We start from the raw sequence: 19,009 nt of genomic DNA, 5'->3' as shown, positions 1-19,009 counted from the left end.
AGTGTGACATCGAACGCCTGCGCACTGCTGTTCGCCAGGCGTACGCCGTCACACGCCACCCCTCACTAGTTCGCCTTTCAACCTTTTAGGTAGACTTCATTCATGGAGACCGAGACGGCCACCCGCTGGCTGACCGATGCGGAGCAGTGCGCCTGGCGCACCCACCTGGAGGTCAACAGGCTGTTGACGTACCAGCTCGAGAAGGACCTGCAGCCGTTCGGCCTGACAATGAACGACTACGAGATCCTGGTGAATCTCTCCGAGTCCGAGGGCCAGAGGATGCGGATGAGTGACCTCGCCTCCGCCACCCTCCAGTCCAAAAGCCGCCTCTCGCACCAGATCACGCGCATGGAGAACGCGAACCTGGTCCGGCGGGAGAACTGCGAGTCGGACCGCCGGGGGCTCTACGCGGTCCTCACCGACCACGGCATGGCGACGATGCAGAAGGTCGCGCCCCATCATGTGGCGTCCGTGCGCAGGCACTTCATCGACCTGCTGGCCCCCGAGGCCCTGACGGAACTCGACAAGGGCCTCAAGCCCATCGCGGAGCACCTGCGCGGACAGCGCGGACGCCCGTAACCGCGACTAGGCGAGCGGCAGGCGGAGTTCGAACAGGGCTCCGCCTGCGGGTCCCCGACCGGCCCTGAGCGTACCGCCGTGCCGGACGGCGACATCCCGGGCGATGGCGAGGCCCAGCCCGGCTCCGCCGTCGTCGCGGCTGCGGGCGGCGTCCAGCCGGACGAACCGTTCGAAGATCCGCTCCCGGTCGTCCTCGGGCACCCCGTCACCGTCGTCCGCCACTTCGACCACGGCCCGGTCACCCTCGCGCCGCACGCTCACGGTGACGGCCGACCGGGCATGCCGCTGGGCGTTGTCGAGCAGATTGGCGAGCACCCGCCGCAACTGCCCCCGCGATCCGGCCACCTCCACCGGCTCCGCGTCCACGGTGACACCCGCCCGCCCCTCGGCCTCCTCCCGGGCGAGCCCGGCGAGGTCGATCTTCGCGTCGCTGGGCCGCTCCCCCGCGTCCAGCCGGGCGAGCAGCAGCAGATCGGCGGCCAGTCGCTGCAGCCGGACGGTGTCCTCCACGGCCCCGTCCAGGTCCAGCAGCTCGGGGTGCGCGGCGGCCACTTCCAGTTGCGTCCGCAGCGAGGCGATCGGGCTGCGCAGCTCGTGGGAGGCGTCGGCCACGAACCGCCGCTGCCGCTCCACGGACGTCTCCAGCGCCGCGAGTGTCTCGTTGGTGGTGCTGGCGAGCCGGGCGATCTCGTCGTGCGTGTCCGGCTCCGGAACGCGCCGCGCGAGGTCCTCGGAGTGGGTGATCGCGGCCATCTCGCGCCGGATCCCCTCCACGGGCCGCAGGGCCCGCCGCGTGACCAGCCAGGTCACGGCCGCGACGACACCGAGCAGCAGCGGGAAACCGATCAGCATCACCGTCAGCGCGGACCGCACGGCCCCGTGCTCGGCGGCCAGCGGGGAACCGGCGTAGACCGTGAGGTGCCCCCGGTCCTGGGTCTCCACCTCGACGGCGGCGAAGCGGTAGTCCTCCGCGTCGCCGTCGATCGTCGCGGACCCGTTGCTGAAGACGCTCTCCCCGGAGATCTCACCGGGTTCGAGGGGCTCGCCCGCGTCCCCGGAGTCGTCATCGTCGTCGCCGGAAGGCGTCGCCGCCGGCTCAGGCTTCACCTTCCCGGTGTCCGTCCCGCTGATCCGCTCCAGGTCCTCACTGGCCGCGACCAGCCGCTTGTGCTCGTCCAGGACCTGCACCGGCCCGTCGTCGCCGTCCAGCCCCGAGAGTTTGTCGTACGGCGTTCCGGCGGCCAGCTCGGAGGCGACCGCCCGCGCGGAGCGCTCCGCCTGCGTACCGGCCTCGCCGATCAGGTTGGACCGCAGGGACAGCAGCACGGCGGCCCCGGCGGCGACGAGCGCCACCGCGACCACGAGGGTCGCTCCCAGCGTGGCCCGCGCCCGGACGGACCCGAACAGCCGCCTCACGGCGACGTCTCCAGCCGGTAGCCGACCCCGCGCACGGTCCGGATCAGCCCCGCCCGCAGCTTCCGCCGCAGCGTGCTGACGTACACCTCGACGATGTTCGGATCACCGTCGTACGCGAAGTCCCAGACGTGCTCCAGGATGTCGGACTTGGACACCACCTCGCCGGCCCGCAGCACGAGGTGCTCCAGCACGGAGAACTCCTTGGCGGTGAGGGCGACTTCGTCCTCACCCAGGAACACCCGCCGGGCCGCGGTGTCCACCTTCAGGTCTCCGTGCACATGCACCGGCGAGGCTCCCGCGCCCTGCCCGCGCCGCCGCCGCAGCAGCGCCTTGACCCGGGCGACGAGCACGACATACGAGAACGGCTTGGTCAGATAGTCGTCCGCACCGGTGTCGAGCCCCTCGGCCTCGTCGTACTCGCCGTCCTTGGCGGTCAGCATCAGGATCGGCACGTCGTGCCCGGCGGCGCGCAGGGCGGCGCAGACCCGGTAGCCGTTGAGGCCGGGCAGCATGATGTCCAGGATGACCAGGTCGTACGTGCCCTCCGAGGCCTGGTGCAGCCCCTCCCGTCCGTCGTGGACGACGTCCACGGCGTACCCCTCGGCCGTCAGGCCCCTGGCGAGCGACAGGGCCAGCCGCTTCTCGTCCTCCACGATCAACAGGCGCATGCGTAAAGAGTCGCAAAGGGAAGCTGAAGATCCCTTCAGGGGGCTTCAGGTTCCTCTCAGCCTCCTTCAGCCAGAGTCGAAGACGTCGAAAACAAAACGACTCGGGAGGAACCCTCATGAAGCGCAACATCGTGATCGCCGCTGTGACCGCCGCCGCTCTGATCGGAGGGGGCACGGCCACGGCTCTCGCGTCCACCGGAGACGACCAGGGCTCGGCGCGGCAGGCGGCGAACACGAAGCTGTCGGACGACGGCAACCGTGACGATAAGGACGACCGCGACGACCGCGACGACGAAGCCGCTCGGGTCTCCTCCTCCGACGTCACCGCGCCCGAGGCCATCGCCTCCGCGCTGAAGCACACGTCGGGCACGGTCGTGTCCGCCGAGCTGGACGACGAGGACGACAGCGACAAGGTGGTCTGGAAGGTCGACGTCCTGTCGGGCGACGACGCCTGGCACAGCGTGAGCGTCGACCCGTCCAACGGCAAGGTCCTCGGTGCGCACACCGACGACGAGGACGACACGGCGCAGGTGCGGGCCGCTCTGAAGGGTTCCTCGGTGACGGCCGAGGAGGCCGCGAAGGCTGCCGCCGGCAAGGGCGTGGTGACGTCCGTCGGCCTGGACGAGGACGGCAAGGACAAGTCCTGGGAGGCCGAGACGCGGAAGTCCGGCGGGGCCGAGCAGGACTGGAAGGTCGACCTCAAGTCGGGCAAGGTCACGGCGGACCGCGACGACGCCCAGGACGACGCCGCCGACGACGCCGACGACCAGGACTGACCAGGAGCTGCCCCTCTTCACCGCCCCGGCGTCCGCACGGACGCCGGGGCGTCACCGCGCAGCGGGGTGACTGGAGCCGGGTGGGTCCGCAACCCTGCAGGGCGGGGTGCCGCTGCGTTGATGCTGGGGCAGGGTGGGTCCGCCCCTAGCGGCACGCATGCCCGCAGCCAGGGCGGCCCGGACCCGCCGGACGACGCAAGGGGACGTGTCGGGGGGTGTCCGCCCGCAGCTGGTTGGCGCGTCAACGGACAGTCAGTCGGTACGCAACCCCATCGCGCCGTTCCGAGGACGGACACCCCCCGGCGCGGCCCCGCCCCCACCCGGCGGCGTCAGGCGCGACCGCCTCAGCCGTCAGCCCTCCGTCAACCCCGCCACCAGCTCGTCAGCCGCCCGGTAAGGATCAAGCTCGCCCGCGATGATCCGCTCCGCGAGCGCCCCGAGGCGCCGGTCCCCGTGCAGGTCTCCGATCCGCTCCCGCAGCGCCGTAACCGCGATCGTCTCGACCTCGCGCGACGCCCGGGACAGACGCCGCTCCGCGAGGACGCCCCGCTCCTCCATCCAGGCCCGGTGCTTCTCCAGGGCCTCGACGACCTCGTCGACGCCCTCCCCGCGCGCGGCGACCGTCTTCACGATCGGCGGACGCCAGTCGCCCGGCCCCCTGGACTCCCCGAGCCCCAGCATGTGGTTCAGCTCGCGAGCCGTCGCATCCGCCCCGTCCCGGTCCGCCTTGTTCACGACGTAGACGTCGCCGATCTCCAGGATCCCGGCCTTGGCCGCCTGGATCCCGTCGCCCATACCCGGCGCCAGCAGCACCACGGACGTGTCCGCCTGCGAGGCGATCTCGACCTCCGACTGCCCGACGCCCACCGTCTCGACCAGGATGACGTCGCAGCCGGCGGCGTCCAGGACCCGGATCGCCTGCGGGGCCGACCAGGCCAGCCCGCCCAGATGCCCGCGCGTCGCCATCGACCGGATGTACACGCCCGGGTCGGACGCGTGCTCCGACATCCGCACCCGGTCCCCGAGCAGCGCTCCGCCCGAGAACGGGGACGACGGGTCGACGGCGAGCACGCCGACCCGCTTGTCCTGCTTGCGGTACGCGGAGACCAGCGCCGAGGTCGACGTCGACTTGCCGACCCCGGGCGACCCGGTCAACCCGACCACGTACGCCCCGCCCGTCAGCGGCGCGAGCGCCGCCATGACCTCCCGCAGCTGTGGGGACGCCCCCTCCACCAGGGAGATCAACCGGGCCACCGCCCGCGGCCTCCCCTCCCTGGCCTGGGCCACCAGCGTGGAGACGTCCTGCATCACAGCTCCGTTCAGATAAGGGACGTACCGGAAGTCAGGCCTTGGGCACGCGCACGATCAGCGCGTCGCCCTGCCCGCCGCCGCCGCACAGCGCGGCCGCACCCACGCCACCGCCGCGCCGCTTCAGCTCCAGCGCGAGATGCAGCACGAGCCGCGCACCGGACATCCCGATCGGGTGACCCAGGGCAATGGCGCCACCGTTGACATTCACCTTTTCGGTGGACACCCCGAGGTCCTTCATGGACTGCACGGCCACGGCCGCGAACGCCTCGTTGATCTCGATGAGGTCGAGGTCCGAGACCTCCAGGCCCTCCTTCTTCAGCGCGTGCAGGATCGCGTTGGACGGCTGGGACTGGAGCGAGTTGTCCGGCCCGGCCACGTTCCCGTGGGCCCCGATCTCGGCGATCCACTCCAGGCCGAGCTCCTGCGCCTTGGCCTTGCTCATCACGACGACGGCGGCGGCACCGTCGGAGATCTGCGAGGCGGAACCGGCCGTGATCGTGCCGTCCTTGGCGAAGGCGGGACGCAGCTTCCCGAGGGACTCCGCGGTCGTGTCGCCCCGGATCCCCTCGTCCTTGCTGAACAGCACCGGGTCGCCCTTGCGCTGCGGGATCTCCACCGGCGTGATCTCGGCCTCGAACAGGCCGTTCTTCTGCGCGGCGGCGGCCCGCTGGTGCGACAGCGCGGCGATCTCGTCCTGCTCGGGCCGCGCGATGCCGAGTCGGGTGTTGTGCCGCTCCGTCGACTCGCCCATGGCGACGCCGTCGAAGGAGTCGGTCAGACCGTCGTGGGCCATGGAGTCGAGCATCTGGATGGCGCCGTACTTGTAGCCCTCACGGGACTTCGGCAGCAGGTGCGGCGCGTTGGTCATGGACTCCTGACCGCCGGCGACGATCACGTCGAACTCACCCGCGCGGATGAGCTGGTCGGCGAGCGCGATGGCGTCGAGGCCGGACAGGCACACCTTGTTGATGGTCAGCGCCGGCACGTTCATCGGGATGCCGGCCTTGACCGCGGCCTGGCGGGCCGGGATCTGCCCCGCTCCGGCCTGGAGCACCTGGCCCATGATCACGTACTGCACCTGGTCGCCGCCGATCCCCGCACGGTCGAGGGCGGCCTTGATCGCGAAGCCGCCGAGGTCGGCTCCGGAGAAGGACTTCAGCGATCCGAGCAACCGCCCCATGGGCGTACGCGCCCCCGAGACGATCACTGAGCTGGTCGTAGCAGAAGACATGAGCTGCGATCCCCTTACCGGCTGCACAGCCGAGGAGTGAACGAGGGTTTACTTCGAATGTACTGACCGGTACTCCACCCCGTCATCGGGCTGTCGGTGTGATCGCGCGCACGTTGCGTAACCACCTCGGGAGCGCTGCACTGAATCCATGCTGACGCGAATCGACCACATCGGAATCGCCTGTTTCGACCTCGACAAGACCGTCGAGTTCTACCGTGCCACCTACGGCTTCGAGGTGTTCCACTCCGAGGTCAACGAGGAGCAGGGCGTGCGCGAGGCCATGCTCAAGATCAACGATACGTCCGACGGCGGCGCCTCGTACCTGCAGCTCCTGGAGCCCACCCGCGAGGACTCCACCGTCGCGAAGTGGCTGGCGAAGAACGGCGAGGGCGTCCACCACATCGCTTTCGGTACGGCGGACGTGGACGCCGAGGCGGCCGACATCAAGGGCAAGGGCGTACGCGTGCTGTACGAAGAGCCGCGACGCGGTTCCATGGGGTCACGGATCACCTTCCTGCACCCCAAGGACTGTCATGGCGTACTGACAGAACTGGTCACTTCGGCGCCTGTTGAGTCACCTGAGCACTGACCCTCGTACATAGGGGCCGGTAGGGTTGGGGGCGGTCGCCGCTCAGTCCAGGGTGACCGCGGTCCCGCCGTGCGACGGCAGGACCACCGGGGTCCGGGTTTCGGGGGACGAGCGTCGGGGCAGCAGCCTCTGCTCCGCCGATGATCTGACACCATTCCCCGGGGGCCCCGTTCGGCGGATGGACGGAGCTCGTTTGGAGAGTGTTGCGACCAGGGGACGGATGGGACCGCGCAGTGCGGGGCTACGAGAGCCAGGAGCGAGAGCCGGCGGCTGACGTCGACCACCTCTCTCGGTTCGAAGCCGAGATGAAGCGGCTGAAGACCGAACGGGAAAAGGCGATCCAGCACGCCGAGGACCTCGGCTACCAGGTCGAGGTGCTGCGCGCCAAGCTGCACGAGGCGCGGCGCACCATCATGTCCCGGCCCTCCTTCGAGGGGGGCGACATCGGCTGGCAGGCCGAGCAGTTGCTGCGCAACGCGCAGATGCAGGCCGACCAGATCCGTACGGACGCCGAGCGGGAGCTGAGCGAGGCCCGGGCCCAGACCCAGCGGATCCTCCAGGAGCACGCCGAGCAGGCGGCCCGGCTCCAGGCTGAGCTGCACCAGGAGGCGGTGACCCGCCGCCAGCAGCTGGACCAGGAGCTGGCCGAGCGCCGCCAGACGGTCGAGTCGCACGTCAACGAGAACGTGGCGTGGGCCGAGCAGCTGCGGGCCCGTACCGAGCAGCAGGCCCGCCGGCTGCTGGAGGAGTCCCGGGCCGAGGCCGAGCAGGCCCTGGCCACCGCCCGCGCGGAGGCCGAGCGGCTGGCGACGGAGGCCCGGCAGCGGCTGACGGGCGCGGCCGAGGAGGCCCGGGCCGAGGCCGAGCAGATCCTGCGCCGCGCCCGCACGGACGCAGAGCGCCTGCTGAACGCCGCCTCCACACAGGCCCAGGAGGCCACCGACCACGCCGAGCAGCTGCGTACGTCGACCGTCACCGAGTCGGAGTCCGCGCGCCGCGAGGCCCTGGAGCTGAGCAAGGCCGCCGAGCAGCGGATGGCCGAGGCCGAGGAGGCGCTGCGCAAGGCGCAGACCGAGTCGGAGAAGCTGGTCACGGAGGCCAAGGAGGCCGCCGCCAAGGCCCTGGCGAGCGCCGAGTCCGCGAACGAGACGCGGACGCGCACCGCCAAGGAGCAGGTCGCCCGGCTGGTCGAGGAGGCCACGAAGGAGGCCGAGAACACCAAGTCCGAGGCCGAGCAGCTGGTCGCCGACGCCCGCGCCGAGGCCGAGAAGATCGTCGCGGAGGCCTCCGAGAAGGCCCGTACGCTCACCGCCGAGGAGACCGCGACCCAGCTGTCCAAGGCGGCCAGGACCGCCGAGGAAGTCCTCAACAAGGCGGCGGAGGACGCCAAGAAGACCACGAAGGCCGCGGCCGAGGAGGCCGAGCGGATCCGCTCGGAGGCCGAGGCCGAGGCGGACCGGCTGCGGGCCGAGGCGCACGACATCGCCGAGCAGCTCAAGGGCGCGGCGAAGGACGACACCAAGGAGTACCGCGCCAAGACGGTCGAGCTGCAGGAGGAGGCCCGCCGGCTGCGCGGCGAGGCCGAGCAGCTGCGGGCGGACGCGGTCGACGAGGGCGAGAAGATCCGCGCCGAGGCCCGCAAGGAGGCCGTGGCGCAGATCGAGGAGGCGGCGAAGTCCGCCGAGGAGCTGCTCGCCAAGGCCAAGGCGGACGCGGACGAGCTGCGCACGACGGCCCAGACGGACAGCGAGCGGGTCCGCACCGAGGCCATCGAGCGGGCGACGACCCTGCGCCGGCAGGCCGAGGAGACTCTCCAGCGCACCCGGCAGGAGGCCGAGCGGCACCGCGAGGAGGTCGTCGAGCAGGCCGAGGCGCTCAAGGCGGACGCCGAGCGCGCGGCGCTGGAGCTGCACGAGGAGACCGAGCGGGCCATAGAGGCCCGTCGCGGTGAGGCCGCCGAGGAGCTGACGCGGCTCCAGACGGAGGCGGAGGAGCGGCTGACGGCCGCCGAGCAGGCGCTGTCGGACGCCCGCGAGGAGGCCGCGCGGATCCGCCGCGAGGCCGCCGAGGAGAACGAGCGGCTGCGCGCCGAGGCCGCCGAGCGGATCCGGACACTCCAGCAGCAGGCCGAGGCGGAGGCCGAGCGGCTGCGCGACGAGGCCGCGTCCGACGCGTCGGCCGCGCGTGCCGAGGGCGAGACCGTCGCCGTACGGCTGCGTTCGGAGGCGGCGAACGAGGCCGAGCGGCTGAAGTCGGAGGCGCAGGAGAGCGCCGACCGGATGCGCGCGGAGGCGCAGTCCGCCGCCGAGCGGCTCGCCGCGGAGGCGTCCGAGACGCTGGCCGCCGCCCAGGAGGAGGCCAACCGGCGCCGCCGCGAGGCCGAGGAGGTCCTCGGCAGCGCCCGGCAGGAGGCCGACCAGGAGCGCGAGCGGGCCCGCGAGCAGAGCGAGGAGCTGCTGGCCTCGGCGCGCAAGCGCGTGGAGGAGGCCCAGACCGAGGCCGTACGGCTGGTCGAGGAGGCCGACCGCCGTGCCACGGAGATGGTGTCGGCGGCCGAGCAGCACGCCCAGCAGGTCCGGGACTCCGTCGCGGGGCTGCACGAGCAGGCCCAGGACGAGATCGCCGGGCTGCGCAGCGCCGCCGAGCACGCTGCGGACCGTACGCGCCGCGAGGCCCAGGAGGAGGCGGACCGGGTCCGCTCCGACGCCTACGCGGAGCGGGAGCGGGCGAGCGAGGACGCCGGCCGGCTGCGGCGCGCGGCGCACGAGGAGTCCGAGGCCGCCAAGGCGCTCGCCGAGCGGACCATGTCCGAGGCGATCGAGGAGGCGGAGCGGATCCGCACGGACGTCGCCGAGCACGCCCAGCGGGTGCGCACGGAGGCGTCGGACGCGATCGCCGAGGCCGAGCAGAGCGCCTCGCGCACCCGGGCGGACGCCCGGGAGGACGCCAACCGCATCCGGTCGGACGCGGCGACGCAGGCGGACACCCTCATCACCGAGGCGCGCAACGAGGCGGAGCGGCTCACGACGGAGACGGTCCAGGAGACCGACCGGCTGCGGATGGACACGGTCGCCGAGGCCGAGCGGGTCCGTACGGAAGCGGTCTCCGAGGCCGAGCGCGTCCGCTCCGAGGCGGCCACGGAGGCCGAGCGGGTGCGGGCGGAGTCGGTCGCCAAGGCCGAGCAGCTGGTGGGGGACGCCACCGGCGAGGCGGAGCGGCTGCGGGCGGAGGCCGCCGAGACGGTCGGTTCGGCGCAGCGGCACGCGGAGCGGATCCGCTCCGAGGCCGAGCGGGTGAAGACCGATGCGGAGGCGGAGGCGGAGCGGCTCGTCAGCACGGCGCGCGAGGAGGCCGACCGCACCCTGGACGAGGCCCGCAAGGACGCCAACAAGCGGCGCTCCGAGGCGGCCGAGCAGGTCGACAAGCTCATCACGGAGACCACGGCCGAGGCGGACAAGCTGCTGACCGAGGCACAGCAGCAGGCGCACAAGACCACCGCGGAGGCCGAGTCGCAGGCCGACACGATGGTGGGCGCGGCCCGCACCGAGGCCGACCGACTGGTGTCCGAGGCGACGGTCGAGGGCAACTCGCTGGTGGAGAAGGCCCGTACGGACGCGGACGAGCTGCTGGTCGGTGCGCGCCGGGACGCCACGCAGATCAGGGAGCGCGCCGAGGAGCTGCGGGACCGCATCACGTCCGAGATCGAGGAACTGCACGAGCGGGCCCGCCGGGAGTCGGCCGAGACGATGAAGTCGGCGGGCGACCGCTGCGACGCGCTCGTCAAGGCGGCCGAGGAGCAGCTGGCGAAGGCGCAGGCGAAGGCCAAGGAGATCGTCTCGGAGGCCAACTCCGAGGCGGGCAAGGTCCGGATCGCCGCGGTGAAGAAGGCGGAGGGACTGCTCAAGGAGGCCGAGCAGAAGAAGTCCACGCTGGTCCGGGAGGCCGAGGAGCTCAAGGCCGAGGCGGTCCGCGAGGCCAAGCGCACGGTGGAGGAGGGCAAGCGCGAGCTGGAGGTCCTGGTCCGCCGCCGCGAGGACATCAACGCCGAGATCTCCCGTGTCCAGGACGTCCTGGAGGCGTTGGAGTCCTTCGAGGCCCCTTCCACGGGCAAGGACAACGGAGTCAAGGCAGGGGCGACGGTCGGCGCACCCCGTTCGGGTGGCAAGTCCTCGGATAGCTAGCCAAACGGGGCGCATCTGGTGTGTGCTGGGGCCTTTGACCAAGTTTTTGGCAAGCGGTCCGGGGGTTAGCCACTCAAAAGGGGTGTCATTTTCCAGATCAAACGCGCATCCGCTCGATGACACACCGTTTCGGCCCCTAGGATTCCACCTATCACCTCACCGGTCTCATTCGACAGGAACCCCATGAGCGACACTTCCCCCTACGGCTTCGAGCTTGTGCGGCGTGGATACGACCGCGCTCAGGTGGACGAACGTATCTCCAAGCTCGTCTCCGACCGTGACAGCGCTCTCGCCCGCATCACCGCTCTGGAAAAGCGCATCGAAGAGCTCCATCTCGAGACGCAGAACGCCCAGGCCCAGATCACCGACGCCGAGCCGTCGTACGCGGGTCTCGGTGCGCGCGTGGAGAAGATCCTCCGCCTCGCCGAGGAAGAGGCCAAGGACCTGCGCGAGGAGGCCCGGCGCGCGGCCGAGCAGCACCGCGAGCTCGCCGAGTCGGCGGCCCAGCAGGTGCGCAACGACGCCGAGTCGTACTCGGCGGAGCGCAAGGCGAAGGCCGAGGACGAGGGCCTGCGGATCGTCGAGAAGGCCAAGAGTGACGCCTCCCAGCTGCGTTCCGAGGCGCAGAAGGACGCGCAGTCCAAGCGCGAGGAGGCGGACGCCCTCTTCGAGGAGACCCGCGCCAAGGCCGCGCAGGCCGCCGCCGACTTCGAGACGAACCTCGCCAAGCGCCGCGAGCAGTCCGAGCGCGATCTGGCCTCCCGTCAGGCCAAGGCCGAGAAGCGCCTCGCCGAGATCGAGCACCGCGCCGAGCAGCTGCGCCTGGAGGCGGAGAAGCTGCGCACGGACGCCGAGCGCCGCGCCCGCCAGACGGTGGAGACGGCTCAGCGCCAGGCCGAGGACATCGTGGCCGACGCCAACGCCAAGGCCGACCGCATCCGTTCGGAATCCGAGCGGGAGCTCGCGGCCCTCACCAACCGCCGCGACAGCATCAACGCCCAGCTGACGAACGTCCGCGAGATGCTCGCGACGCTCACGGGCGCCGCGGTGGCCGCCGCCGGCACACCGGCCGAGGACGAGCCGATCTCCCGTGGGGTCCCGGCGCAGCAGTCCCGGTAACAGCCCGGCATACGGAGTCTGAACCTCCGCAAAGCCCTCTGCCGCTCGGGTGGCAGAGGGCTTTGTGACGTTCTAGCGTGGCGGCATGATTGAGCTGGAGGGGCTGACCAAGCGTTACGGCGAGAAGGTGGCGGTCAACAATCTGTCCTTCACCGTCAGACCGGGCATCGTCACCGGCTTCCTCGGGCCGAACGGCGCGGGCAAGTCGACGACCATGCGGATGATCCTCGGTCTCGACCACCCGACCGCCGGCGACGTCCGTATCGACGGCAAGCACTACCAACAGCTCAAGGACCCGCTGACGTACATCGGCGCCCTGCTGGAGGCCAAGGCCTGGCACGGCGGGCGTACCGCCTACAACCATCTGCTGTGCCTCGCGCAGAGCAACGGCATCCCGCGCAGCCGGGTACGGGACGTGCTGGAGACGGTCGGGCTGACGGCGGTCGCGAAGAAGAAGACCAAGGGCTTCTCGATGGGTATGGGGCAGCGCCTCGGCATCGCGGCCGCGCTGCTCGGCGATCCGCGGATCCTGATGTTCGACGAGCCGGTCAACGGCCTCGACCCCGAGGGCATCCACTGGATCCGCACCCTGATGAAGTCGCTCGCCGCGCAGGGCCGGACCGTGTTCGTCTCCTCCCATCTGATGAGCGAGATGGCCCTGACGGCCGAGCACCTCGTCGTCATCGGGCAGGGCCGGCTGCTCGCGGACACCTCCATGGCGGACTTCATCGACCGCAACTCACGCAGTTACGTCCGGGTCCGCAGTCCGCAGCGGGAGCGGCTGCTCGACGTGCTGCACCAGGCCGGGGTCGTGGCCGTGGAGAGCGGTGACGGGGTGCTGGAGGTGGACGGCGGCAAGGCGGAGCAGATCGGTGAGCTGGCGGCGCAGCACCGGATCACGCTGCACGAGCTGAGTCCGCAACAGGCCTCGCTGGAGGAGGCGTTCATGCAGCTGACCGCGGAGTCGGTGGAGTACCACGCACACAGCGAGACGAGCCCGGCGAGCCCCGAGCCACCGCGGCAGCAGTGGGGCGACGGCGGGAAGAGGGGCTGAGCAGATGGCGGTGACACAGGTCGTACGGTCGGAGTGGACCAAGATCCGGTCGGTGGCGTCCACGGTGTGGACACTCTCGCTGGTGGTGGTCGTGACGGTCGCCCTCGGCATGCTGATCTCGGCACTGTCGAAGAGCGAGTTCGACTCGATGAACGCGCAGGACCGGGCCGAGTTCGATCCGACGTTCATCAGCTTCGCGGGGATGAGTCTCGGCCAGCTCGCGATGATCGTGTTCGGTGTGCTGGTCGTGTCGAACGAGTACAGCACCGGCATGATCCGCACCTCGCTGGCCGCGGTGCCGCAGCGCGGCTCCTTCCTGCTCAGCAAGATCGCGGTCGCCGGCGGGCTCGCTCTCGTGGTCGGCCTCGTCACCAGCTTCGCCGCCTTCTTCCTGGGGCAGTCGATGCTGGGCTCCCACCGGGCGGAGATCGGCGACCCGGGGGTCCTGCGGGCCGTGCTCGGCGGCGGTCTCTACATGGCGCTGATCGCGATGTTCTCCATGGGCGTCGCCGCGATGCTGCGCTCGCCGATGCTGTCGCTGGGCATCCTGATGCCGTTCTTCTTCCTGATCTCCAACATCCTGGGCAACGTCGACGCGACGAAGAAGGTCGGCCGGTTCCTTCCCGACCAGGCCGGCAGCAAGATCATGCAGGTGGTCACGCCGATCGACGACGACACTCCGTACGGGCCGTGGGGCGGCCTCGGGATCATGGGGCTGTGGGTGCTCGCTGCGCTGATCGGTGGCTATGTGCTGCTGAAGAAGCGCGATGCCTAGCGGGGCAGGCTTGGCCTGACCTTTTACCTCGTCTTGGGCGGAACCGTCAGCGCCTCGATATCCTCCTAACCCTTACGGGGGCGTGTGCCCTGCTGTCCTGAACCTTGCGATGGGTGCGGAGCATGATCGAAGCAGTCGGCCTGACGAAGCGCTACGGCGACAAGACCGCTGTGTACAACCTTTCCTTCCAGGTGCGACCCGGAGCCGTCACCGGCTTCCTCGGGCCGAACGGCTCGGGCAAGTCGACGACGATGCGGATGATTCTCGGCCTCGACAACCCGACGGCCGGGCATGTGACGATCGGCGGCTATCCGTACCGCAGACTTCCCAACGCCGCCCGCCAGGTCGGTGCCCTGCTGGACGCCAAGGCGGTGCACGGCGGCCGGTCCGCCCGCAACCACCTGCTGTCCCTGGCCCAGCTGTCGGGCATCCCGGCCCGGCGGGTGGACGAGGTGCTCGGGGTCGTCGGTCTGCAGGACGTGGCCAAGAAGCGGTCCAAGGGCTTCTCCCTCGGCATGGGGCAGCGGCTCGGCATCGCCGCGGCACTGCTCGGCGACCCGCAGGTGCTGCTGTTCGACGAACCGGTCAACGGCCTCGACCCCGAGGGCATCCTCTGGGTGCGCAATCTGATGAAGGCGCTGGCGGCGGAGGGCCGTACGGTCTTCGTCTCCTCCCACCTGATGAGCGAGATGGCGCTGACCGCCGACCACCTCATCGTCATCGGGCGCGGTCAGCTGCTCTCCGACATGAGCGTGACCGACTTCATCTCGGCGAACTCCGCGGACTTCGCGCGGGTGCGCACGCCCGACTCCGAGCCGCAGCAGCGCGAGAAGCTGTCGGCCGCGCTCACCGAGTCGGGCGGGCACGTGCTGCCCGAGCAGGACGGCGGTCTGCGCGTGACGGGGCTGCCCCTGCCGCGCATCAGCGACATCGCGCACGACCACGGCGTACGGCTGTGGGAGCTGTCGCCGCACCAGGCCTCCCTGGAGGAGGCGTACATGCGGATGACACAGGGCGCCGTCGACTACCGCTCGACGGTCGACCAGAAGGAAGGGTTCCAGCAGCCGCTGCCGCCCGGCGCGCAGCCGCCGATGCCGGTGCCCGGGCAGGGCCAGCCGGGCTGGTACGCCCCGCCGCCGCCCCAGCAGGGCGGACAGCCGTTCCCGGCCCCGCCGCAGGGCGCACCGGGCCAGGCGCCGGCGGGCCCGTACGGCGCTCCGGGGGCTCACGGCGCCCCGGGCGCACCCGGCGCCGCTCCGAGCGCCCCCGGCCCGGGGACGCCGAACCCGTACGCCCAGCCGGCCGCCTCGGCCCCCGCGCAGCCCGCCCCGGTGCCGCCGGCACCCGCCGCCGCCCCGACCTCCGACCTGACCAAGCCCGAGGACGCACGATGAGCAGCCCCCAGCCCCAGATGCCGCAGGCCGCGCCCGCCTGGCAGGCGGCGCCCGGTTCCGCCCCGCACCCGGGCGGCCCCGGCTACACCTCGCCGATCCCGGTCGTGCGCACGCACCTCGGGAACGCCATCGCGTCCGAGTGGACGAAGATCAGGTCGGTGCGCTCCACGATGTGGACGCTCGGCGTGTTCGTTCTGCTCGTCGTGGGCATCGGTCTGCTGACCGGCATCGTGGTGTCGAGCTCCTCCACGGACCTGTCCGGCGAGAACGCGCTGTCCCTGGGCTTCTTCGGGCTGCTGCTCGGCAGCATGTGCATCATCACCCTCGGCGTGCTGACCACGGCCTCGGAGTACGGCACAGGCATGATCCGCACCACGATGGTCGCGTGCCCGAGCCGCGGACGCGTGCTGGCGGCGAAGGCCATCGTGTTCTTCCTGGTCGCGTTCGTGGTGACGCTGGTGGCCGGCTCCCTCGTCGCCTTCCTGCACGTGGCCCTGCTGGAGGACAGCGGCGCCAGGGACCCCTCCGGCGGTGAGTGGCTGAAGGGCACGGTCGGCATCGCGCTGTACATCGCGCTGCTGGGCCTGCTCTCGCTCATCGTCGGCTCGATCATCCGGCACTCGGCCGGCGCCATCACCATCATGATCGGCGCCGTGCTGGCCCCACTGGTGATCGCGCTGTTCATGTTCTCGGAGTCCCTGCAGAAGGTGCGCGACGCCCTGTTCGAGTACTCGATCCCGAACCAGCTCAGCGTCTTCTACGCCAACTCCCTGAGCCAGTCCGGCCCGTCCGGCTGGGACCCGCTGTGGATCATCCTCGGCGTCACGGCCGTCGCGTTCGCCGGCGCCTTCGCGCTGCTGGAGAAGCGGGACGTCTGAGGCCGGTCAGAATCTCGGCGCGTTACGGGACCGCTGCACCCCCGGGGTGCGGCGGTCCCGCGCGTTCCAGCAGGCCCTGTGCCAGTGCCGGCGGTCGTCGACACCCGTGTGCTCCGACCAGGCCACCACGTGCGGCACCCCGTCCGGGATCAACTGGTCGCAGCCGGGGCAGCGGTACGACTTGCCCTGCGCGCTCGCGCCGGCCACGTGCCGCACGCTCCAGTTCTCACCCTGCCAGTTCTCCGAGGACTGCCAGCCGCCGTAGCGGCCGGGGCGGTCGTCCTCGGCGCTCCGGCCGGACGAAACGGCGCCCTTGGGTCGGTTGCGACGCGGGGACACGGGACACCTCTCGGGGCTATACAGGAAGCACGGGCCGCGTCCAGCCTACGCGGCGCGCACGAGGGTAGGCGTACGGCACCAATCGCCATAAGTCTCTCGTGGGCTCGGCCGGCTCACCCCGGGTGCTCTCCCCCGGGCTCCGGGCGGAATGCCCCATTCTGCAGACAATCCGCAAAATACTCCGACCGGCCGTGTCCTCGGCACGTGTCAGACGGTTATGCCCTGTGGGGAGCTCCGTGTCGGAGCCAAGGAAGCGGGAAAGCAATGCGCGTTGGAAGTTTCGTGTTGGCGGCCCAGTTCCCCGGTCAGGGCGAGGGAGAGGCGCTGCACCGCGCGGTCCGCTCGGCCGAGGTGGCCGAGGAGGCCGGGCTCGACGCGGTCTGGCTGGCCGAGCACCACTTCGTGCCGTACGGCACGTGCCCGTCGGCCATCACCCTGGCCGCCTTACTGCTGGGCCGCACCCGCCGCATCCGGGTCGGTACGGCGGTCAGCGTCCTGCCCACCGTCCACCCCGTGGCCCTCGGCGAACAGGCCGCGCTGCTGCACCACACGAGCGGCGGCCGCTTCACCCTCGGTGTCGGGCGCGGCGGCCCATGGGTCGACCTGGAGGTGTTCGGCGCGGGTCTGGAGGCGTACGAGACGGGGTTCCCGGAGTCCCTGGAGCTTCTGGTGCGGTGGCTGCGCGAGTCGTCCGTGGCCGCCGACGGGGAGCGCTTCCGCTTCCGTGAAGTCCCGGTGGTGCCCCGGCCGTCGGAGGCTCTGACGGAGGTCGCGGGGCCCGAGCTCGTCGTCGCCTGCACGTCGCCGGCGAGCGTGCGGCTCGCTGCCGAGCGGGGTCTTTCGATGCTGCTCGGGATGCACGTGGGGGACGAGGAGAAGGCCGAGATGGTCGCGCTGTGGCGGCAGCACGCGCGGGCCTGCGGCCGGTCGCCGGAGGAGATCCGGGGCGCGTCCCATGTGTCGGCCGGTGTCTGCCAGATCGCGGACCGGCGGGTCGACGCGGCGGAGACGCTGATGAAGGCGATGCCGGGCTGGCTGAAGCAGGGCCTGGAGGCCCATGTCACGGTCGACGGCCGCACCCGCCGGATGCGCGACCCGCTGGCGTACACCGAACTGCTCTGCGGACTGCACCCGGTGGGCACTCCGCGACTGTGCGCGGACCGGCTGGCGGCGACCAGCGAGCGCACGGGAATCTCCCGCTTCGCGCTGCTCGTCGAGGGCTCGGGGGACCTGGCGGCGACCGAGGAGAACGTGTGGCGGCTGGGCGCCGAGGTGCTCCCCCAACTCGTGTGACAGCGCGGTGGGTTTCCTGGGGGCTTGCCGCTCCGGTACAGAACTGCACCTCCCGCGTACGGAGCGGCAAGCAAGCGGCGCCGCGTCAGCAGTCCCGGAACTCAGGCGACTGGTTCAGCACCTGACTGCGGACCGAGGTGAAGCGGCCCAGCTTCTCGTCGACCGAGGAGTCAAGCGGGAACACGGCCACCCGGTGGCAGTTCTGGAAGGCCAGGCGCACACCGAAGTGCCGTTGCAGCGCGCCGCGTATCGCGTCACTCGCAAGCGCACGCAGCAGCTGACCGCGTGCCTGCTCGTCCGGCGGGGGCGTCTGGTTGTCGGCGAACGCGCCGCCGTCCACCTTCAGCTGGGCCACCAGTGAGCTGATCATCTCCCACGCATAGGGCAGGGAGGTCCGGACGCAGTCGACGAATTCCGCTTCGTCGACCTCGCCTCGCTCGGCCTGTTCGAGTAGGGCCGGTGAGACGTCGAGCGACATGAGTTCTCCTCTCGCACCCCTGATGAGCAGGGGTTGCCGGACAGATAGGGGGAGTTCGCGATACCGGACACGCTGCGTACACGCCTCGCGACCTCCCGTTCATACGGTAAGCAACGGACGGTGACGGCACCAGGAAAATGCGCAGATGAGACACTCCCAATGAGCACACTGTGCACACAATCGGCCATTACCGAACACACGTTTTCCAGGGCGAATCGCGTCGACAGGCGCCCGTCGAGTAGCGTTGCCGACCATGCGTCTCGTCATTGCCCGCTGCTCCGTGGACTACGCCGGGCGGCTCACCGCCCACCTTCCCTCGGCCCCGCGCCTGATCCTGGTGAAGGCGGACGGCAGCGTCTCGATCCACGCCGACGACCGGGCCTACAAGCCCCTGAACTGGATGTCGCCGCCCTGCACGCTGAAGGAGGGCACCGGCGAGGAAGAGGGCGTCTGGACCGTCGTCAACAAGGCGGGCGAGAAGCTCATCATCACCATGGAGGAAGTCCTCCACGACTCCTCGCACGAACTGGGCGTCGATCCCGGCCTGATCAAGGACGGCGTGGAAGCGCACCTCCAGGAGTTGCTCGCCGACCGCATCGAGACGCTCGGCGAGGGTTACACGCTGATCCGCCGCGAGTACCCCACGGCCATCGGGCCGGTGGACATCCTGTGCCGGGACGCCGACGGCAAGACCGTCGCGGTGGAGATCAAGCGGCGCGGTGAGATCGACGGCGTGGAGCAGCTCACGCGCTACCTGGAGCTGCTGAACCGCGACCCCCATCTCGCCCCGGTGCGCGGCGTCTTCGCGGCCCAGGAGATCAAGCCCCAGGCGCGCGTCCTCGCGACCGACCGCGGTATCGGCTGCCAGGTCCTCGACTACAACGCGCTGCGGGGCATCGAGGACGACAAGCTGCGACTGTTCTGACAG

The 19,009-nt window shown here is 71.0% G+C and carries 17 protein-coding genes; 11 read left to right on the top strand and 6 right to left on the bottom strand.

Annotated elements, in window-relative coordinates:
• Positions 1-102 precede the first annotated feature (102 nt).
• Complete coding sequence (locus tag IO24_RS0129300) at positions 103-579, top strand: MarR family winged helix-turn-helix transcriptional regulator (protein ID WP_031140761.1); 477 nt, start codon at positions 103-105, stop codon at positions 577-579.
• 6 nt (positions 580-585) lie between these two features.
• Here IO24_RS0129300 and IO24_RS0129295 read toward each other — a convergent pair whose 3' ends face one another.
• Both IO24_RS0129295 and IO24_RS0129290 read right to left on the bottom strand, forming a co-directional pair.
• Complete coding sequence (locus IO24_RS0129295; protein WP_031140760.1) at positions 586-1,995, bottom strand: sensor histidine kinase; 1,410 nt, start codon at positions 1,993-1,995, stop codon at positions 586-588.
• Positions 1,992-2,663 carry a response regulator transcription factor gene (locus tag IO24_RS0129290; RefSeq protein WP_031140758.1) on the bottom strand — a complete coding sequence of 224 codons (672 nt, stop codon included), beginning with the start codon at positions 2,661-2,663 and terminating at the stop codon, positions 1,992-1,994. Before IO24_RS0129290 ends, IO24_RS0129295 begins: the two co-directional genes overlap by 4 nt.
• A gap of 116 nt (positions 2,664-2,779) precedes the next feature.
• Between IO24_RS0129290 and IO24_RS0129285 the strand changes: the two genes are divergently transcribed.
• Positions 2,780-3,439 carry a PepSY domain-containing protein gene (locus tag IO24_RS0129285; protein WP_031140756.1) on the top strand — a complete coding sequence of 220 codons (660 nt, stop codon included), beginning with the start codon at positions 2,780-2,782 and terminating at the stop codon, positions 3,437-3,439.
• Positions 3,440-3,790: 351 nt separating this feature from the next.
• Here IO24_RS0129285 and meaB read toward each other — a convergent pair whose 3' ends face one another.
• Complete coding sequence (meaB, locus tag IO24_RS0129280; RefSeq protein ID WP_030854298.1) at positions 3,791-4,747, bottom strand: methylmalonyl Co-A mutase-associated GTPase MeaB; 957 nt, start codon at positions 4,745-4,747, stop codon at positions 3,791-3,793.
• Positions 4,748-4,781: 34 nt separating this feature from the next.
• A complete protein-coding gene (locus IO24_RS0129275; RefSeq protein WP_078899414.1) occupies positions 4,782-5,981 on the bottom strand; it encodes an acetyl-CoA C-acetyltransferase in 1,200 nt (399 codons plus the stop codon).
• Positions 5,982-6,129: 148 nt separating this feature from the next.
• Between IO24_RS0129275 and mce the strand changes: the two genes are divergently transcribed.
• From mce to IO24_RS0129240, 7 genes are all read left to right on the top strand, one after another.
• A complete protein-coding gene (gene mce, locus IO24_RS0129270) occupies positions 6,130-6,570 on the top strand; it encodes a methylmalonyl-CoA epimerase (RefSeq protein WP_031140751.1) in 441 nt (146 codons plus the stop codon).
• Positions 6,571-6,803: 233 nt separating this feature from the next.
• On the top strand, positions 6,804-10,751 hold the full coding sequence (gene scy / locus IO24_RS0129265; protein ID WP_031140749.1) for a polarized growth protein Scy: 3,948 nt from the start codon (positions 6,804-6,806) through the stop codon (positions 10,749-10,751).
• Between the two features lie 183 nt (positions 10,752-10,934).
• Complete coding sequence (locus IO24_RS0129260) at positions 10,935-11,870, top strand: coiled-coil domain-containing protein (protein ID WP_031140747.1); 936 nt, start codon at positions 10,935-10,937, stop codon at positions 11,868-11,870.
• A gap of 85 nt (positions 11,871-11,955) precedes the next feature.
• Positions 11,956-12,924, top strand: a complete 969-nt coding sequence (locus IO24_RS0129255) for an ABC transporter ATP-binding protein (RefSeq protein ID WP_031140745.1) — start codon at positions 11,956-11,958, stop codon at positions 12,922-12,924.
• Between the two features lie 4 nt (positions 12,925-12,928).
• The gene (locus tag IO24_RS0129250; protein ID WP_031140743.1) at positions 12,929-13,699 is read left to right on the top strand and encodes an ABC transporter permease; all 771 of its coding nucleotides are present in this window, start codon (positions 12,929-12,931) and stop codon (positions 13,697-13,699) included.
• 122 nt (positions 13,700-13,821) lie between these two features.
• A complete protein-coding gene (locus IO24_RS0129245; RefSeq protein WP_031140741.1) occupies positions 13,822-15,093 on the top strand; it encodes an ABC transporter ATP-binding protein in 1,272 nt (423 codons plus the stop codon).
• Positions 15,090-15,971, top strand: coding sequence for an ABC-2 transporter permease (locus IO24_RS0129240; protein WP_031140739.1), 882 nt, complete (start codon positions 15,090-15,092; stop codon positions 15,969-15,971). Before IO24_RS0129245 ends, IO24_RS0129240 begins: the two co-directional genes overlap by 4 nt.
• Positions 15,972-15,977: 6 nt before the next feature.
• Here IO24_RS0129240 and IO24_RS0129235 read toward each other — a convergent pair whose 3' ends face one another.
• A complete protein-coding gene (locus IO24_RS0129235; RefSeq protein WP_031140737.1) occupies positions 15,978-16,310 on the bottom strand; it encodes a hypothetical protein in 333 nt (110 codons plus the stop codon).
• 264 nt (positions 16,311-16,574) lie between these two features.
• Between IO24_RS0129235 and IO24_RS0129230 the strand changes: the two genes are divergently transcribed.
• Positions 16,575-17,603 (top strand): LLM class flavin-dependent oxidoreductase, encoded by a 1,029-nt coding sequence (locus IO24_RS0129230; protein ID WP_031140735.1) that lies wholly within the window; start codon positions 16,575-16,577, stop codon positions 17,601-17,603.
• Between the two features lie 85 nt (positions 17,604-17,688).
• On the opposite strand, the gene IO24_RS0129220 is transcribed toward IO24_RS0129230, so the two are convergent.
• Positions 17,689-18,081: an SCO5389 family protein gene (locus tag IO24_RS0129220; protein ID WP_030246492.1), complete on the bottom strand. Its 393-nt coding sequence runs from the start codon at positions 18,079-18,081 to the stop codon at positions 17,689-17,691.
• A 253-nt stretch (positions 18,082-18,334) separates the two neighbouring features.
• On the opposite strand from IO24_RS0129220, the gene nucS reads away from it, so the two are divergent.
• The gene (gene nucS, locus IO24_RS0129215; protein ID WP_031140730.1) at positions 18,335-19,006 is read left to right on the top strand and encodes an endonuclease NucS; all 672 of its coding nucleotides are present in this window, start codon (positions 18,335-18,337) and stop codon (positions 19,004-19,006) included.
• Positions 19,007-19,009 lie beyond the last annotated feature (3 nt).

This window comes from Streptomyces flavovariabilis (genome assembly GCF_000725785.1).
GTDB lineage: Bacteria > Actinomycetota > Actinomycetes > Streptomycetales > Streptomycetaceae > Streptomyces > Streptomyces hawaiiensis.
The sequence above is the reverse complement of the archived record's forward strand: the minus strand, read 5'-3'. Positions and strand labels throughout refer to the sequence as shown.

Bases quoted from the DNA above. Each gene is read 5' to 3' on its own strand.
- IO24_RS0129300 (WP_031140761.1), top strand. From the start codon at position 103: ATGGAGACCGAGACGGCCACCCGCTGGCTGACCGATGCGGAGCAGTGC.
- IO24_RS0129290 (WP_031140758.1), bottom strand. From the start codon at position 2,663: ATGCGCCTGTTGATCGTGGAGGACGAGAAGCGGCTGGCCCTGTCGCTC.
- IO24_RS0129285 (WP_031140756.1), top strand. From the start codon at position 2,780: ATGAAGCGCAACATCGTGATCGCCGCTGTGACCGCCGCCGCTCTGATC.
- meaB (WP_030854298.1), bottom strand. From the start codon at position 4,747: ATGCAGGACGTCTCCACGCTGGTGGCCCAGGCCAGGGAGGGGAGGCCG.
- IO24_RS0129275 (WP_078899414.1), bottom strand. From the start codon at position 5,981: ATGTCTTCTGCTACGACCAGCTCAGTGATCGTCTCGGGGGCGCGTACG.
- mce (WP_031140751.1), top strand. From the start codon at position 6,130: ATGCTGACGCGAATCGACCACATCGGAATCGCCTGTTTCGACCTCGAC.
- IO24_RS0129260 (WP_031140747.1), top strand. From the start codon at position 10,935: ATGAGCGACACTTCCCCCTACGGCTTCGAGCTTGTGCGGCGTGGATAC.
- IO24_RS0129255 (WP_031140745.1), top strand. From the start codon at position 11,956: ATGATTGAGCTGGAGGGGCTGACCAAGCGTTACGGCGAGAAGGTGGCG.
- IO24_RS0129250 (WP_031140743.1), top strand. From the start codon at position 12,929: ATGGCGGTGACACAGGTCGTACGGTCGGAGTGGACCAAGATCCGGTCG.
- IO24_RS0129245 (WP_031140741.1), top strand. From the start codon at position 13,822: ATGATCGAAGCAGTCGGCCTGACGAAGCGCTACGGCGACAAGACCGCT.
- IO24_RS0129240 (WP_031140739.1), top strand. From the start codon at position 15,090: ATGAGCAGCCCCCAGCCCCAGATGCCGCAGGCCGCGCCCGCCTGGCAG.
- IO24_RS0129230 (WP_031140735.1), top strand. From the start codon at position 16,575: ATGCGCGTTGGAAGTTTCGTGTTGGCGGCCCAGTTCCCCGGTCAGGGC.
- IO24_RS0129220 (WP_030246492.1), bottom strand. From the start codon at position 18,081: ATGTCGCTCGACGTCTCACCGGCCCTACTCGAACAGGCCGAGCGAGGC.
- nucS (WP_031140730.1), top strand. From the start codon at position 18,335: ATGCGTCTCGTCATTGCCCGCTGCTCCGTGGACTACGCCGGGCGGCTC.